The organism is Halalkalibacterium halodurans, from assembly GCF_004376175.1.
In the GTDB taxonomy this organism is placed as follows: Bacteria; Bacillota; Bacilli; order Bacillales; family Bacillaceae_D; genus Halalkalibacterium; species Halalkalibacterium halodurans.
The window spans coordinates 1-16594 of record NZ_SNUY01000040.1 but is presented as its reverse complement, the minus strand read 5'-3'; the positions used below and the strand labels follow the sequence as shown (position 1 = coordinate 16594).

General features: G+C 43.2%; 13 protein-coding genes, 2 pseudogenes and 1 riboswitch. Of the genes and pseudogenes, 3 read left to right on the top strand and 12 right to left on the bottom strand.

Going from position 1 to position 16594, the window contains the following annotated elements; genetic code table 11:
* Positions 1-26: 26 nt before the first annotated feature.
* The 4 genes from E2L07_RS13175 to E2L07_RS13160 all read right to left on the bottom strand — a co-directional run bounded on the left by E2L07_RS13175 (position 27) and on the right by E2L07_RS13160 (position 4452).
* A complete protein-coding gene (locus E2L07_RS13175) occupies positions 27-479 on the bottom strand; it encodes a PKD domain-containing protein (protein ID WP_134229782.1) in 453 nt (150 codons plus the stop codon).
* Positions 480-642: 163 nt separating this feature from the next.
* Complete coding sequence (locus E2L07_RS13170; protein ID WP_053432254.1) at positions 643-1989, bottom strand: TrkH family potassium uptake protein; 1347 nt, start codon at positions 1987-1989, stop codon at positions 643-645.
* Between the two features lie 2 nt (positions 1990-1991).
* On the bottom strand, positions 1992-2648 hold the full coding sequence (locus E2L07_RS13165; protein WP_134229781.1) for a potassium channel family protein: 657 nt from the start codon (positions 2646-2648) through the stop codon (positions 1992-1994).
* A 73-nt stretch (positions 2649-2721) separates the two neighbouring features.
* Positions 2722-2872: riboswitch (cyclic di-AMP (ydaO/yuaA leader) on the bottom strand.
* Positions 2873-3018: 146 nt separating this feature from the next.
* Positions 3019-4452 (bottom strand): 6-phospho-beta-glucosidase, encoded by a 1434-nt coding sequence (locus E2L07_RS13160; RefSeq protein WP_134229793.1) that lies wholly within the window; start codon positions 4450-4452, stop codon positions 3019-3021.
* A gap of 168 nt (positions 4453-4620) precedes the next feature.
* Here E2L07_RS13160 and E2L07_RS13155 point away from each other — a divergent pair, with 168 nt between their 5' ends.
* From E2L07_RS13155 to E2L07_RS13145, 3 genes are all read left to right on the top strand, one after another.
* Entirely contained in the window at positions 4621-5175 is a 555-nt protein-coding gene (locus tag E2L07_RS13155; protein WP_134229780.1) for a pyridoxamine 5'-phosphate oxidase family protein, read from the top strand.
* A 424-nt stretch (positions 5176-5599) separates the two neighbouring features.
* Positions 5600-5908 (top strand): PadR family transcriptional regulator, encoded by a 309-nt coding sequence (locus E2L07_RS13150; RefSeq protein WP_010896752.1) that lies wholly within the window; start codon positions 5600-5602, stop codon positions 5906-5908.
* Positions 5909-5926: 18 nt separating this feature from the next.
* On the top strand, positions 5927-7120 hold the full coding sequence (locus E2L07_RS13145; RefSeq protein WP_134229779.1) for a chromate transporter: 1194 nt from the start codon (positions 5927-5929) through the stop codon (positions 7118-7120).
* Positions 7121-7176: 56 nt separating this feature from the next.
* Here the strand turns inward: E2L07_RS13145 and E2L07_RS13140 are convergent, their stop codons facing one another.
* The 8 genes and pseudogenes from E2L07_RS13140 to nikA form a co-directional block, all read right to left on the bottom strand.
* The gene (locus E2L07_RS13140) at positions 7177-8061 is read right to left on the bottom strand and encodes a hypothetical protein (protein ID WP_134229778.1); all 885 of its coding nucleotides are present in this window, start codon (positions 8059-8061) and stop codon (positions 7177-7179) included.
* 395 nt (positions 8062-8456) lie between these two features.
* Positions 8457-9272 (bottom strand): nickel import ATP-binding protein NikE, encoded by an 816-nt coding sequence (gene nikE / locus E2L07_RS13135; RefSeq protein WP_134229777.1) that lies wholly within the window; start codon positions 9270-9272, stop codon positions 8457-8459.
* Between the two features lie 23 nt (positions 9273-9295).
* Entirely contained in the window at positions 9296-10057 is a 762-nt protein-coding gene (gene nikD, locus E2L07_RS13130; RefSeq protein ID WP_233443902.1) for a nickel import ATP-binding protein NikD, read from the bottom strand.
* 84 nt (positions 10058-10141) lie between these two features.
* Entirely contained in the window at positions 10142-10963 is an 822-nt protein-coding gene (nikC, locus tag E2L07_RS13125) for a nickel ABC transporter permease subunit NikC (protein WP_134229792.1), read from the bottom strand.
* Positions 10964-10971: 8 nt separating this feature from the next.
* Positions 10972-11915: pseudogene (gene nikB, locus E2L07_RS13120) on the bottom strand (nickel ABC transporter permease subunit NikB).
* Between the two features lie 295 nt (positions 11916-12210).
* Positions 12211-13326, bottom strand: a complete 1116-nt coding sequence (locus E2L07_RS13115) for an IS4 family transposase (protein ID WP_134229775.1) — start codon at positions 13324-13326, stop codon at positions 12211-12213.
* Positions 13327-13589: 263 nt separating this feature from the next.
* Positions 13590-14792: a transposase gene (locus E2L07_RS13110; protein WP_063210481.1), complete on the bottom strand. Its 1203-nt coding sequence runs from the start codon at positions 14790-14792 to the stop codon at positions 13590-13592.
* Positions 14793-14901: 109 nt separating this feature from the next.
* Positions 14902-16398, bottom strand: a pseudogene (gene nikA / locus E2L07_RS13105) (nickel ABC transporter substrate-binding protein); the annotation flags it as partial.
* Positions 16399-16594: the final 196 nt, after the last annotated feature.

Genomic DNA, 16594 nt, shown 5'->3' with positions numbered 1-16594 from the left:
ATATGCTAGTGCTTGCCTCTCTTTCATTAAGAACATTTTGTGCGACAATGCTGAATCGTGCTTCTAGTACTCTGTGAACTATAGCCAGTGACTGTTGCTTGGATTGTATACCGATCATTCAAGTATCCTGGACTTAATGAGTAAGTATGCATAACACTATGGCTAGTAGCATTAGTAGAGCCGCTTCTTATTGGTCTACCATCTCCTGTACTTAATGTCCATCGATATCGACCTCCGGCTGTATCACCGGAAAAGCGTAATTGAAATATTACTGTCGCAGAAGCTCCAGTGATTTCAGGTGGATGGCTCAATCTTAAACCTGTAGGAATAGCCATAGGAGACACCTCGTTTAATTGATCTACTTCCAGCTCGTTGGGTTCATTCGATAGAGTAGCTGCACTAGACGGATTCGGTAAGCACGCAAAGGACGATAGGGTCAGAATACTTGCCAAAAAAACGGACGAAACTAGTTTTTTCATCGGATCTCCTCCTAAAATAGTAGATTACAATTTTTACTATATCATATTTTTCCAAATAGGAACATTTTATGATAAATTTTTATAACATATCCTTTTTATGCATATTGCATAATCAAAAAAACCTCTGCTCCTCCAAGCAAAGGTTTCATTAAGAAAATGATCATTACCCTGTAAACACTTCATCTTCAGGGTAACGTATGTTTGACTGCTTTGGCCTCGCAAGCGTGAAAGCCATTGTGAGCGGTCCAACCCTTCCGATAAACATAACGACCATAATGGTCATTTTGCCAAGAGTCGTCAGCTCACCTGTAAGTCCCATCGATAGACCAACGGTACCAAAGGCCGAAAACACCTCAAATACTTTTACAATAAATGGAGCGTCTTCGGTGATGGCCAATATGAAAACAGCAATAAATACAATCATCATACTAATGACGATAATCGCTAGGGCACGTAAGATCGTATGCAGTTTGATCGTCCGTTCAAAGACGACCGTTTCGGCACGCCCTTTTAAAAACGACCAAGTGGCAAGGATCATCACGAAAAACGTGGTAACCTTAATTCCACTCGCCGTCGAAGCACTTCCGGCACCGATAAACATAAGCAACAAAATCAAAACAATTGAGGCCGTCGTCATATCGGCAATCTCAAGCGTATTAAATCCTGCCGTTCTCGGAGTAACCGCTTGGAAATAAGCGCCCCAAAACCGGTCCGACTGAGCCAGTCCCCCTAAGGTGTGCGGGTTGGCGTACTCAAGAATAAAGATCGCAATAAAGGCAATGCAATTTAAAGCTAACGTACCGAGCAGCATAATTTTCGAATGTAGCGAAAGGGCACGGAATGTCTTTTTGTACCAAAGATCCGCTAACACGGTAAAGCCGATCCCGCCCGTAATGAAAAGAATCGTAATGATCAGGTTGACCGCAGGGTCGCCTACGTATGCAGATAAACTGTCAGACCAAAGGGAGAAACCTGCATTGTTAAAGGCTGAGATTGTATGGAATAAACTTTGATACATCCCTTCGCGCCAGCCAAATTCAGGTACCCAGCGGACCGATAAGAGAATAAAAGCGATCGTTTCCATCACCAGAGTGAACAGGAGTAGCACCCTAACGAGCCGAATCAAGCCACCTAGTGACGTTTGATTCATCGCCTCTTGGATGAGAATCCGTTGTTGCAACCCAATTTTCTTTCCCAGCATCATGACCGCAAGCACCGCAAACGTCATTAATCCGAGTCCGCCAAGTTGAATCAAGATCATAATCACCACTTGGCCAAACACGGTATAGTCCGTTCCTGTGTCGACAACAACGAGACCGGTCACTGTAATAGCGGATGTTGCTGTGAACATCGCGTCAATCCACGAAATATACGTAGTTGATGCGATCGGCAATTTTAATAGGAGCGTGCCGATCATAATAAACACGAGAAAGCTAAGCGCTAAAATTTGCGGTGGGCTTAAATGAATGACCTTCCCCTTTAATGCTGACTTGGATAAAAGTCGTGCCATTCTTACAGGCCCTCTCTCTCAAAGCGGTTCAGATCATTATTATGACCAATCACAATGAGAATATCATTAAGCCGAATGATATCGGTTGGCAGGGGAGAGACATTCATATGTTCACCACTTTTAATCGCAAGCACTGTCGCACCGTATGTTGCCCGAATGTCCAAGTCGGCTAATGTTTGGTCTGCTACTTTACTTGTGGCTACTAATTCCACGATGCTATATTCATCAGATAACTCAATGTAATCAATAATTTTTTCCGAGCTTAAATGCTGTGCGATCCGAATCCCCATGTCTTGTTCAGGGTGGACGATTCTGTCTGCTCCGATCTTTTCTAACACCCGATGGTGATAATCATTTTGAGCCTTTACCCAAACGTTCGGTACCCCGAGCTCCTTCAATAACAAAGTACATAACACGCTTGATTGGATATTATCCCCTATCGCAACGACAACATGATCAAAGTTACGGATTCCTAAAGATGTTAGTGCTTTTTCATCCGTAGCATTCGCAATGACCGTATGGGTTGCATGCGTTGTAAACTCATTGACCTTACTTTCGTTCGTATCAATTGCTAATACTTCATGACCGAGCTGATACAATTCCCGGCATACACTTCCACCAAAACGACCTAAGCCAATGACTGCAAATTGTGTCTTCATCTTGAGCTCCTTTTCTCCCATCGCACCAATAAAAGACCACCTCAAAGAAGATGGTCTTGAAAAAAATCGAGACCCTCTCTCGAATCAACGCTTACGAGGTTAGCTGTCGGATTAGGGATGGAGAGTATCCCTTCTTATAAAAAACATAAGATTCACCCCAAGACAGAAACGACTCTGTCAATATGGTTCCCCCGCTCTCAATAGAGATTCAGCGATTAAAGGTGCACGAGTATCTTTTTATGTTTTCGCTCATAAATGTACTCCTCTTAAAGGGTGCTGTCAATATTGTTTTTAGAAAAACTTGGCTGCCCTCTTAGCCCTAGTAAAATGAAAAAGAGAGGCCGCTGCTAAACGGCCCCTCTAAAAGGGATTATCGTTTTTCCCCATTCGTTTCAATCACTTTTTTATACCAATGGAAGCTTTTCTTTTTCATTCGTCTCAACGAACCTTTTCCTTCATTGTCTCGATCCACATAAATATACCCGTAACGCTTTTTCATCTCACCAGTCGATGCGCTCACAACGTCGATCGGCCCCCAGCTTGTGTAGCCGATAATGTCCACACCATCGGCAATCGCTTCAGCCATTTCAGCGATATGCTTTCTTAAATAGTCGATCCGATACTCGTCATTGATTTCGCCTTCAAGGGTGACGTCATCAACGGCTCCAAGACCATTTTCGACGACAAACAATGGCTTTTGATAGCGATCATAAAGCTGGTTTGCGGTCGTGCGGAACCCTTTCGGATCAATGGTCCAGCCCCACTCCGATTTTTCTAGATATGGATTCTCCACCGAACCAAACACGTTGCCAGATGTTGTGTTTTTCAATACTTCTGGATCTGTGCTTGTCACTCGGCTTGCATAATAGCTAAAGCCGATATAATCGACGGTATGGTTCTTAAGAAGCGCTTCATCTCCTTCCTCCATATCAATGACGATGTTATGATCACGGAAAAAACGCTTCGCATAGCCAGGGTATTCCCCTCGTGACTGAACATCAATGAAGAAAAACGACTCTCGGTCTTTCGTCATCGCCTCAAAGACATCGTTCGGGTGACACGTGTATGGGTAGGTGGCTCCAGCGGCAAGCATGCATCCGATTTTCGCATCAGGAATCAATTCATGACAAGCTTTTACGGCTAAGCTGCTTGCAACTAGTTGATGGTGGGCCGCTTGATATTGGATCTGCTTTTTATTTTCACCTTCTTTGAATACGAGACCAGCTCCGACAAATGGCAAGTGGAGAAGCATATTGATCTCATTAAAGGTCATCCAATATTTCACCTTATCTTTGTAGCGAGAAAGAATCGTTTTCGCATACGTTTCAAATAAACCGACAAGCTTTCGGCTCCGCCACCCTCCATACGATTCAATCAAATGAACGGGTACATCGAAATGGGCCATAGTGACAACAGGTTGAATGTTGTATTTTAATAGTTCATCGAAGAGATCGTCATAAAATTGCAGTCCTTTTTCATTCGGTTCTGGATCATCTCCGTTAGGAAAAATACGCGCCCATGAGATGGAAAGTCGGAATGCTTTAAAGCCCATTTCAGCTAAAAGGGCAACATCTTCTTGATAACGATGATAAAAATCAATCGCTTCGTGGGAAGGATAAAACTCTCCTTCCAATGGCGTAAACGAGTCCAGCTTCCCTAACATAACATCCCAACGCTTTTGACCAGTCGGAAGTAAATCAACAAGCGTTAATCCCTTCCCGTCTTCAAGATAAGCGCCTTCCGCCTGATTCGCTGCAATCGCTCCCCCCCATAAAAACCCTTCTGGAAATGAGTGCTTTGACATATGAAAGCGAGAAAGCATGATCTCTACCAGGATGGCATTCATATTTCCAACAAATGCATGAAATGCAAGTTTCATCTAATCAGAGGATAACAAAAGGCAATGAAATTCTAAGATATTTAAAGCATTTTGAAGAAAATCTTAATTTATAGAGGGAGGTCATGTTTATTTATGAACGCGATTCGTTATACGAAAAGAGAATGCAAGGACGAGAAAAAAATCACTGAGTTTCTCAATAAAGCAAGAACTGGATTTTTAGGGCTTTCAACGAACGATCAACCGTACGTGATCCCATTAAATTTCGTCTGGCATAACCACGCGATTTATTTTCATGGGGCAACTGAAGGGAGAAAGATGAAGATGATCGAAGAAAATCCCGAAGTGTGTTTTACCATATGTGAGGATCTCGGAACGATCTTGTCACCGATCCCCGCCCACACCGATACGGCTTACATGAGCGTTATCATTTTTGGAACGATCGAACCCGTTTTAGCTATAGAGGAAGGAACCGAAGCCATGCAACAAATGTTAGATAAATACGTCCCCGGCTATTATCATTCACCACTCGCTGCGAGCCACGTAGAGAAATACCGCTCGTCGTTAGGTAGTCGAACGGCGATTTATAAAATTAGCTGCCGTGAACGAACGGCGAAAGTGAATGAACCGATTGAGTCCTTAAAGTTTTATCCTGGTCGAAACGTAAGTGTTGATAAAGATAGCCGTTAACCGATTTCCCGTATGTTAAAATCAGCTAAGCGACTGTTAAGAACGTCGCTTAGTGACCATTCCTATCAGGACTGATCACCAGTTCAAGCCCTGCTGTCACCGCCTGATAAGCAAAGCTAACAACAAACCCAAACTTTTTGATCCCCCCTTTTTACCATTTCTACATTAATTGGCTCTACAGGTATGGAGAGGGCGAGTCTTAAAACGACATCGCTTAATAGATTCATTGGTTATTCTCCTCCTCTCCTTCATTCGATTGGATAACTATACCTTATTTTCACCATTTATTACTGTCTTTTTGGCTTATCCATTTGTAAAGATGTTGTTAATTCTTCTCGATCCCTTTGAAATTCAAGTGTCAATTTGTTATCGTTTTATTATCGAATTTCGATATTGAATATCGATAATAGGAAGGGATGATCGTTTGGAGGATAAAATTTTACGAAAGCTATTCCTAGGCTTTATCCAAATCCATATTTTGCACCATGCAAAGGAGCATCCGATCTTTGGATTATGGATGCTTGAAGAGCTGAAAGAGCACGGATATGACATGAGTGCAGGTACCCTCTATCCGATTCTCCATAGTATGGAGGCGGACGGCCTATTAGTAAAACAAGAACAAAAGGTGGAGGGAAAGATTCGCAAATATTATACGACCACTGCCAAAGGGGAATCCGTCTTAAAGGAAGCACGGAGCAAAGCTTATGAACTTTTTAAAGAAATTAAAGAATAAGCAAAAGAGGGAGGAGCTATGTCAGTACAAAAAGGCAACAATATAAAAACGTTACTCGAAATTTTAATCGTGTCAACCCGGCTTGGGCTCACATCATTCGGTGGCCCCATTGCCCACCTCGGCTATTTCCACGAGGAGTATGTCCGCCGGAGAAAATGGCTGGACGAAAAGAGCTATGCCGATTTAGTCGCCCTCTGTCAGTTCTTGCCTGGTCCAGCTAGTAGCCAAGTAGGGATTGGGATCGGCGTCATGCGCGCAGGTGTATTGGGTGGGGTTGTCTCATTTCTTGGGTTCACCCTCCCGTCGGTGATTGCTTTAATCGTTTTCGCCCTGCTACTACTTACGTTCGGATTTCAAGAGGCAGGCTGGATTCACGGCTTAAAAATCGTTGCTGTCGTCGTTGTCGCCCATGCGATTTTAGGAATGGCGAAAAACCTTACCCCAGATGCAAAAAGAAAAACGATCGCCCTGTTTGCAGTAATTCTCACTTTATTATGGCAAACGGCCTTTACGCAAGTGGGTGTTATCCTAATCGCCGGATTCGTGGGCTATCTTCTTTTTCGCAACGAAACGATCGATGAGAAGCTAGAGCATTCAAGCTTCCCGATTTCTCACCGGTTTGCAGCGGTCTGCCTTACGTTGTTTTTCGGGCTCTTGATCGCTCTACCGCTCCTCAGAGAGTTCACCAACCAAAACTGGATTGCTATGTTTGATAGTTTCTACCGCGCAGGAGCACTCGTGTTCGGTGGCGGTCACGTCGTCTTACCGTTACTCGAACGAGAATTTGTTCCAACAGGGTGGCTAAGTGAAGCTGAATTTCTTGCTGGCTATGGTGCCGCCCAAGCTGTCCCTGGACCGTTGTTTACATTTGCCGCCTACATTGGTGCCGTCATTGATGGTTGGCAAGGCGGTCTCATCGCAACAGTGGCGATCTTCTTGCCAGCGTTTCTCCTGATTTTAGGGACATTGCCGTTCTGGAACTCGCTTCGCCGCAATCCTAAAGTTAAAGGAGCGTTAATGGGCGTGAATGCAGCCGTCGTCGGAATTTTGATCGCTGCCCTCTATCACCCAATCTGGACGAGTTCGATCTTATCAGCAACCGACTTTGCCTTTGCTGCCCTCTTATTCGCGATGCTCGTTTTTTGGAAGCTGCCCCCTTGGGTGATTGTCCTAACTGGTGCTATCGGTGGCTATTTATTGTCGCTTCTGTAGCAACGGAAAAAAGATGCGCGTGGTCTGAGCGCATCTTTTTTTAAAATGCTTGTCCGTTAAAAGGAAGACAGCCATAGTTTAAGGTCGATTTGATAGACCGTGTTCTCAGTCACTAAATACAAGAGATGCTGGCGTCCAGTAGCAAACTCATAGTGAATGACCTCGTCCTCTTCATTGACAGGAAGATAGCTTTTGACCCTCTTTTGTGTGAACGAATAAAGATGCACGGTTCCTTTTTCTTTGTATCCATGGCTAAACAGGACGTGATCTTCCCAAATGGAAAACGCTTGGCTTCCTTCAATTGGCGGACGTTTAAGCAGTTGATCTTTCCATAGATCATACTCAGATTTACGACGCAATGCTACTGTCGGAAAGTCTCCGAAGTAATACAAATACACTGTGTCATTTGAGACGACATTTAAGGCATAGCAATCATCAATGAGCGGAATTTTTTTGTTTATTTTTACGAGAGCGTCGAAGTCAAAAACGATGTCTCCCTTCTGATCAAAACACAATAAACCACTCGTGCCGATCGTATCGCCAAACACACCTTCATCAAAATAGCCTACCCAGATATCACCTTGATCCGTCGTTTGCACATGCTCAATCCCATCCCCTAAATGAAAGGATGTAACCAAACCCTGTTGGTCATCGTAAACAAAAGCATTATGCGTTTGATTGTCCATTACCCGCCCATTGACAAGAAGCCAGTGCTCCCTTAATGGCTGCACATGGTGAAAAGCTTCTTTAACAGGTGGCACAAAAATTTTCCTTACCCCCGATGCCGTCACATGAAAAATGGAGTGAAGTGTGTCCCCTCCATCCTTTGTCACTGATAAAATCACAAGGTTTCCGTTGTAATCTACACTTATGTTCTGTATATTTTCGTTTTCCACTAGCTGCTCTAGGCTTACTTTACGTTTTGCTCGCAACAGTCTCATCAAAAGCAATCGCCTTCTTTTCTAGATTCGTTTTTTATGAGTGGGTGGCATTCAGGTGGATGATTACATAGTATAACAGTTTATTCCTATTTTTGTCATCACAAATGACTAGAGTACTTAATAAAGGAACTTTCCATCAAGGCGGTGTAGAGGGGGCCGGGATGATTGCATGGATTGATGGTATCTTAGCTGGCTTATTACTCATTGCTTATTTTCTATCAAAAGGCTATACTGCTTGGAAATTACTTGGTCGCCCTTCAAAAACTAGCGGTGTCGGTTAGGGCCACCCTTACAGGATCATCGCGAACGATAAAATTCTCTACATCCCCATCCACCTCTACAAGGGGAGTCTCTTTCAAGTACTTTGTTCTCACTCGTCGAAGAAAGAGTGTATTTCAAACACTCCCCGTAGAAATGGACCGATGCCGAGGGTGCTCAGAAAGGATGGAAGAGAGCAGATTCTTTACAGCAGGATGCTTGGACGAAAAGAGTTGAGCTTTGTCCTTGCATTGTTCTATTAGCTGTCCTTTCTCCGTAACAGCTAATTCATCGGAAATGGAGTACGCCGCTTTTATGTCATGCGTGATAAAAAGATAAGAAAGGCCGAACACTGCCTTTAATTCACGTAATAATTCCAAAATTACGGTTTGATTAACCATATCTAAACTACTTACAGATTCATCTAATACAACGAGCTTCGGCTTTAACGCAATGGCTCTCGCAATATTAATTCTTTGGAGTTGCCCTCCGCTAAATTCACGGGGGTATTTTCTCATATCGTCCGAACGAAGCCCGACCATGTCTAGTAAATGAGCAATCTTTCGTTTCTGTTCGGAGGCGGACAATCTTTCGTAGTTTTCCAAAGGTTCCCCGATGATTTGCTCAGCAGTCATCCGCGGATTTACGGACGAATAGCAATCTTGAAAAACGACTTGAAGATCACGGCGAACACGTCTACGGGATTTCGGGTCCATTTGATAAAGATCTTGTCCTTGGAAAAAAACCGTTCCTTTTTGTGGCTTTGCAAGACCAAGGATGACTTTACCTAACGTGCTTTTCCCTGCTCCACTCGTTCCAAGGAGCCCCATACACATCCCTTCTTCGATCGAAAGGGACACATTGGTAAGAACAGGTGCCCGCTGTTTCGCACGCCAAAACAAAAGGGAGGTACGATACGTATGGGTCACATCTCTCACTTCTAGTAAACTCACTTGCCCACCTCCTTCCACAAATTTTAAAAGGCGAACTCTCGAGCCTGTTCATAGATTGGCAATGTGGGCCTCGCCTGTAAAAGCTTTTTCGTATATTCATGCTGAGGGTGATCAAATAGTTGAAAGACGTCTGCTTTTTCCACGATTCGTCCCTTTTGCATTACCGCCACTTCGTCAGCTAGTTCTGCGATCACCCCTAAATCATGGGAAATCAAAAGGATGGCTGAATCAGATTCTAAGCGAAGTCGATCTAACTCCTTTAGTACTTGTAATTGGTTCGTCACATCTAAAGCTGTTGTCGGCTCATCAGCAATAACGACCGATGGACGTAGACACATCGAGATCGCAATCATCACCCGTTGGAGCATTCCCCCGCTTAGCTGGAACGGATACCGTCGCATCAACTCAGATGGCTTCGGCAAATGGACCGTTTCCATTGAAGCAACCGCTAACTCAAACGCTTGCCTTTTTGTCAGTTCGGTATGAGTACGAATCGTTTCAATAAATTGATTACCAATCGTAAATACTGGCGAGAAGGCATTCATCGGGTTTTGCATAATGTAGCCAACCTCTTTCCCGCGAATCGTCCGCATGTCTTCTGCCTTTAAGCCATTTAGCTCACGTCCTTGCAATTGGATGCTTCCTTCTATGCAAGTTGTTTTCCGATCTAAAAGCTGTAATATCGACATACAGGTCATTGTTTTCCCGCTACCACTTTCACCAACAAGACCGAGTACTTTGCCTCGTTTCAGCTCTAACTGAAGATCCTGAACAAGTGGAAGCATCCCCTGATCTGACTTTACTTTGACGTTTAAATTTCTCACCTTCAAGACATGATGATTGTTATTTATCAATTTCCTCATTCCTTTTTAGAAACGTCGTTTAATGCCAAACCGACCCGATAAAGATTCACCTAAAACATTAAACGTCATGACCACAAGCAATATCATAATCCCGGGATAGAGCATTAATTCAGGATGACTCCGAATAAACGATTTCCCCTCATGAATCATCGCTCCCCACTCTGGAGTAGGTGGCTGAATCCCAAGTCCTAGAAATGAAAGTGCGGAAATGTCCATGATGGCCCACCCCATTTCTAGTGTGCCGATGACCACAATCGGGGGAAGAACATTGGGGATGATATGACGCCTAATGATCTTCCATGGCGACGATCCACTTATTCGGGCAGCCGTAATGAAGTTTTGCTCCTTCAAACTGACGATCATGCTACGAAACATCCGAGCATAATACACCCATTGAACCATCACTAAGGCCAAAACCACCTGCCACAATCCAGGACCGAATAACCCGACTAATCCAAGAACGAGCACGAGATTCGGAAACGCCATAACCCCTTCACAGAAGCGCATTAATACACTATCAATCCAGCCTCCCCTATAACCAGCAATCGCCCCTACCAGCAATCCAATTCCTAGGGAGGAAATAAAGATCAAAGTGGCAAACCCTAACGAAACACGTGCTCCAAATAGAAGTCGCGACAGATTGCAGCGCCCCAACTGGTCGGTACCTAACGGATATTCCCACGAAGGTGGCAACAGCTTGAGCGCCAAATTCACTTGAATCGGATCATGGGGAGCAATCCACGGAGCCAAGATGGCCACGAGGAAAAAAACGAATAAAATGACCGAGCATACGACCACGGTCTTCTGACTTTTCAAGGCGATCTGCATACTCGAAATCAATATTCGGCCCTTCCTTTCAATGAAATACGAGGATCCATTACCAGTTGCACAAGATCCACAATTAAATTGCACACAATGAACAGACATGCAGCTAACAGCACGTAACATTGGATCACGGGAATGTCTCGGTTAAAAATCGCATCAACAAAATAACGCCCGAACCCAGGCCAAGAAAATACTTGTTCTACGATAATCGTCCCAGTCAGCAATTTCCCTACATTCATACCTAGTCCTGTAATAACAGGTGAAATCGCTAGTTTCAGCACATGCTTCACCATGATGACTTTTTCTTTAATGCCTCGCGTCCTGGCATACAAAACATAAGACTCCTGCATTTGCTCTAGGACACTGGCACGCAAGAGACGAGTATAGATGGCAATTAGCGCCAGTGATAGGGTGACAGTTGGTAGCACAAGATGCGCCCAAGATCCCCTTCCTTCGACCGGAAATAGATTCAGCTTGACCGAGAAAAAAAGATTAATAAATATCCTAGCCAAAATTGAGGAATCGAAGCACCTAAATAAGAGAGCAGCCTGCTGAATCGATCAATCAGGCTGTTTTTATAAATGGCTGATAAGAAACCGAGTGGAATGCTGATAAGGACGGCCAGAAAAATACTGCTAACCGCAAGCTGCAACGTGGCAGGCATCCTAGCCGTGACCTCATCCCAAACTGGTTGATTCGTAACATAAGAGTGACCGAAATCCAGTTGGAAAACCTTCACGATCGTTTGGACATATTGAACGGCCATAGGCTGATCCAACCCAAATTCATGTCGCTTCTCAGCCAAGAGTTCCTCGGTTGGATGAATATTAGCTGCCGTTAGATACGCCTCAGCCGGATCCACCGGTGAGAGGCGTATAAAAACAAACATGATGAAAATCGCAAAGAGAACAATGGGAATCACTGCGAAAATCCGTTTCGCGATATAGCTAACCATCCACGGCCTCCTACGTTTAGTTGCTCACATCAATCCCGTTAAATGGGTGTTCATCCCGATTCGCTGGGAAAATAAATTCATTTACATTCTCCTGATACACAACTGTTTTCTTAATATGAGCATTTTGCAAAATTAGATTTTTGGGATCACTAGTGTTGCATAAATAATGACTGAATTTTCAGTTTAATATTTTTTCTAGTTCAGAGCCAAAAAGGTAAATACCCAAGTAAAGGTGGTTCCATCCATTTGGAAATTTATTTACAATTAGACATTTACGACGACGACAGTTTATTTATTAAGGAATGGTTTTCCCTTCGATTTTTCGAAGCCAAATATACGCTGGCTTCCACAAAGCAGCTCTTAGATAACGACTAATTTGTAAGGTTTTTCGCTTGCTTTTCGTCTCGAGTTGTACGAGAACATGGAGGCAAAAAACGATTAATGCAATAAACACTTGATTGTGGATCGCCCATTCACTTTGACCGTAGAATTTTTTGATACTGAGATGCTGCTTAATCCATTTGAAAAACAACTCAATGGCCCAGCGTGATTTATACATCTCTGAAATTTCTTCGGCACTCAAATCGAAACGATTTGTCAGTAACTGAAGTTCATTTCCTTTTGAATCAATCACTCTTAGAAGACGAAAGTAGTTCTCCGAGCGGTTTTGAGTTGTACCAATCAACACCATTTGATCGGATAGAATAGTCGAATTCTCGGGTAGTTTAAATTCGTAAACTTCTCGTATGACTGCGTTTTTACGGAGTCTAGATAGAAAAAAGTAACCATCATCTGTCATGCGATCAAAGCGTTCATAGTCTAGATAGCCACGGTCAAACACATACATGCATTCTTTGTCGTCTACCATGATTTCTAGTTGACCACGATCATGTTCTTTTGCCGTTGTGAGCACAGCCTTTTCAGGATAGGAGATCCCTTTTTCCATAAAAACAAGGCGCAAATGTAGTTTCACTCCTGCTTTTGTTTTGCGGAACTCTGCCCATTTATGGTTGGTCAAATTCAGTGGCAATGTGCTGGAATCAATGATTTTTAACGGCATGACGAGTTTGGTGTAATGTGTTTTGGCATGAATTTGTGCGACCAAATCAAGGAAAAGCCGTTGGAATAAATCTGGATTCATCCCATTTAATCGTCGTGAAAGTTGAGAAATACTGATCGAATCAAGGTCGACCCCTTTTTGAAGCTGATCATCGAATAGGCAATCCCTTAGGGCATGGAGACTTTCGACTTCATGTAGTTGCGCAAAAAGCAGTAATTTTAGAAATGACTCTGTCGTTAATTTTTTCGTATAGCGATCTAATTTCATCGTTTTCACCTGTTCTTCAAATAATTGAAGATTTATTGGTGAAAACCATTGTCCAAATGAAGTTTTTCGTGTAATCTTGTCCATGAGATTGGTCCTTTTTATTGGATTTGGACGGGATTACCACCTAACTTATCCATTATAAAGGACTTTTTCTTTGCATAAAATAACTTCATTGAACATTTGAAGTATTTTTAATAATCAAATTAAATTAATGCAACACTAGTGTTTTGGGATAAAAGTATAAAAAATAAAGCACTCGACAAATAGCTACCAGCATGTTATTTTACAAAATATAACAATAATCTTGTTTTCGGGCATACCTACAGAATTTTTCACATTGAATTTTTTTAAGCGGCTTTCTTCCCTTTATTTTCCTTTGCCATCGCTAGCGCTGAAACAAGTAATACAATAGCGTTCAGGTAAATATGGGTCTTTACTTTTTCAATTCCCCATACATGTAGGGAGTTCGCCGTAAGGTAGCTTTTCATTCTTGAATTACAGCGTTCTACACTTGTCCTCTCGTTGTAAAGCTCTTTCCAACGTTTTGTATCACGGTGCGGATTGGAATATCGGCGCACATCCTTTTTGATGTCGACTTTTACCACCATTCCATAGTTGGAAGATGAACAGGCTGCCATTCCTAATGGGCAATCCACTTTGCCGGTTGCGTGAGGACATCTGAACTTGAGCTGGTCCTTATCAGCTCCCCAATAAGTCATTTCATAACCCATGGAACAACGCGGAGTTCCATTGGAAGAAATCCCTTCAGGAGGCTCTTTTTCGTTGCGCAAATTGAGCGGGATAATGGCTTGCGCTCCAATGTTTTTGGCTGATTCATAGTTTTTTAGTTGGTCATATCCGCCATCCATGATCAGAAATTCAATTTTGGATTTGGTACGCTCTGCCACTTGCTCTATTAATTCTGGTGCGACTTCTCCATCGTTCACATGGGCAGGGGTTACTTTTATGGCCATTGGCAGTTCGCTTGCGGTATCGACTGAAAGATGCATCTTATAGCCAAACCAGGTAATTTTATTGCCGAAGGAATCATATTTTGCGCCCCAATTGGCATTACCCGTTTGTTCACTACGCTTTTTGGGCTGTTTCTTTTCATAGGCATCAATGGCGGCACTGTCGATGGCCTGGTGGCTGCCGTCAATTATTCCTTCCTCCTGAGCTAACTGTACCAAGTCAAGGAAGATCTTTTCAGCCAGCTTTTTTTTGGTAAGTGCCGCAAAAACCCGGCTGAGAGTGGAGATAGACGGTGCGGGGCGATCAATCGATAAACCGCATTGATAACGGAAACGAAGGTCTTTATCCAATCGATGATGAAGGGCGGTAAAGGTGTCGATGCCTTCGAGTGGGGCAGCGATGAGAGCCCTTAGAATCCCTTCTCTGGAATGACCGTCAGCCCCTCGGGGTGAAGAACTTCTCAACTGTTTAGCATAAGGGCGTAAATCAAGCGAGCTAAAAAAGATAGGTAATTTCTCTTTTGACTCTAATTTTTGCAGTTCTTCAAAGGAAAATAGGCTTTCTTGTAGAATATACAAAGTGACTTCCTCCTTTTGAATTTTTGTGGTTTCGTCACTTCAAAAATTCTACATTTTAGGGGTGAAGTCCTTTTTTATGTCTTTGAAATCCTTATGGCTCTTGGGTCAAAAAATATGCAAAATGCTCAATATAAGAGATTGGCACAAACACCGATTGCTCCTGTAGCGTGTTCAAAATCGAACCGTAAAGCTCTTGCCGTTCTGTCTCATCCGTAGATGCAAGAGTGGCTCTTACTTGCTCATCTAATTCTTCTTTCATCGACAAGTTGGAATGGGCTTCTGCAACCCCCCCCATCCGGCTTCGGCCACAACATTGATAAAGGAATGAGGATCATACGGCGCCCCGTAGTTATACCAAAAATCCACATCAAAGTCTCCGGCTCTTCGTCGTTGAATTTGTGTCGTTAATTCTAACCCTGTAATGTCTAGCTTGACACCGATTGCTGCCCATTCGGCTTGCATCGTTTCGGCCATCGCTTTTTGGATTGGATCTGTTTTATCGTAGATCAACTCTAGTTCGAGTTGTTCTCCGTTCTTTTCTCGCACGGTTTTACCAGCAGGTAACTCCCATCCTGCTTCATCCAAATATGCATTTGCTTGCTCCACATCGTATTCGATTGGCTCAACATCTATATCTGTGTACGGGAAGTTTGTGGATAGAATGTTATCCGCCTTCTCTTCCCAGCCAAGGGTAACGCCTTCTACCATCGCCTGTTTGTTAAATCCATGCTAAGCGAACTCGCAAGTCTGCTAGTTTTTCATTTGATGTATTTAAGAGCAAGCTACGTGTTCCAACAGGTTCCGACAGATCCGTTCCGTATTGACCGGATTCTTTCAATTGATTGAAGGCATCCATACTAATGACCCCTTCTCCAAAAATTAAATCCAGTTCGCCACTTTCAAAAGCAAGAACCCGTGTTTCTGCGTCCGGAATAATTTTTACCGTGACTTTATCAATCTTTGGACTTTCTCCCCAATAGTTCGGGTTGCGGGTAAACACCGCATATTCGTCTTGCTTGTAATCAGATAACATCCAAGGGCCTGTCCCGATTGGTTCTTTTATTCCTTGGGAAGTGTCTCCACCGTCAGGAAAACCGGCTTCACCCAGGAAACGTACTGGACGGACGACCGCCAAATCTTGTAACGCAGGATAATAAGGTTCTTTTAACACCATTTTGAATGTAAACTCGTCTACTACTTCAGTCTTTTCTAATACATTCATTACCCCGAGCCAACTATGGAGGCTTGAATGTTCAATCCACGTGTCAAAATTCTTTTTCACAATCTCTGCATTAAAAGGCGTCCCGTCTGAAAATTGCACACCTTCACGAAGCTTGAACGTATACTCTTTACCATCTTCGGAAATCGTCCAAGAATCAGCAAGGTGGGGTTGCAGCTCTCCCCCTTCCGTATAGCTGACCAATGGTTCATAAATCATCGATTGAGCAAACAATTGTGAAGGATTGTAAACATGGGGGTTCATTGGCCCGATATCCCTCGGCCAAGAAAAAGTGATCGATTTTTCTGTATTCTCTTCCCCTTCATTTGAAGCTGTTCCCGATTCACTTTCTGCACATCCTACCAGAATACTAGAGATCAAGCTAATGACAAATAGTAACCTGAATTATTCATACCTCGAACATAAATCAGGGTTTTAGGCCAAAAACGATTAGACTCCCGATCCCTTTGAAAGAATCATGGTTATTTTCTTCTGAAAAGCATCTTTCTAGAATGAGGAGCGGAAAAATGCCTGTTTTTGGGCATACTTCTCCCTTGGTCTTAAATCGTGTTTTAAAAAACAG

Bases quoted from the DNA above. Each gene is read 5' to 3' on its own strand.
- E2L07_RS13145 (WP_134229779.1), top strand. From the start codon at position 5,927: ATGTCAGTACAAAAAGGCAACAATATAAAAACGTTACTCGAAATTTTA.
- E2L07_RS13160 (WP_134229793.1), bottom strand. From the start codon at position 4,452: ATGTCAAAGCACTCATTTCCAGAAGGGTTTTTATGGGGGGGAGCGATT.
- E2L07_RS13175 (WP_134229782.1), bottom strand. From the start codon at position 479: ATGAAAAAACTAGTTTCGTCCGTTTTTTTGGCAAGTATTCTGACCCTA.
- E2L07_RS13170 (WP_053432254.1), bottom strand. From the start codon at position 1,989: ATGGCACGACTTTTATCCAAGTCAGCATTAAAGGGGAAGGTCATTCAT.
- nikD (WP_233443902.1), bottom strand. From the start codon at position 10,057: ATGCTTCCACTTGTTCAGGATCTTCAGTTAGAGCTGAAACGAGGCAAA.
- E2L07_RS13165 (WP_134229781.1), bottom strand. From the start codon at position 2,648: ATGAAGACACAATTTGCAGTCATTGGCTTAGGTCGTTTTGGTGGAAGT.
- E2L07_RS13155 (WP_134229780.1), top strand. From the start codon at position 4,621: ATGAACGCGATTCGTTATACGAAAAGAGAATGCAAGGACGAGAAAAAA.
- E2L07_RS13115 (WP_134229775.1), bottom strand. From the start codon at position 13,326: ATGGACAAGATTACACGAAAAACTTCATTTGGACAATGGTTTTCACCA.
- E2L07_RS13140 (WP_134229778.1), bottom strand. From the start codon at position 8,061: ATGAGACTGTTGCGAGCAAAACGTAAAGTAAGCCTAGAGCAGCTAGTG.
- nikC (WP_134229792.1), bottom strand. From the start codon at position 10,963: ATGCAGATCGCCTTGAAAAGTCAGAAGACCGTGGTCGTATGCTCGGTC.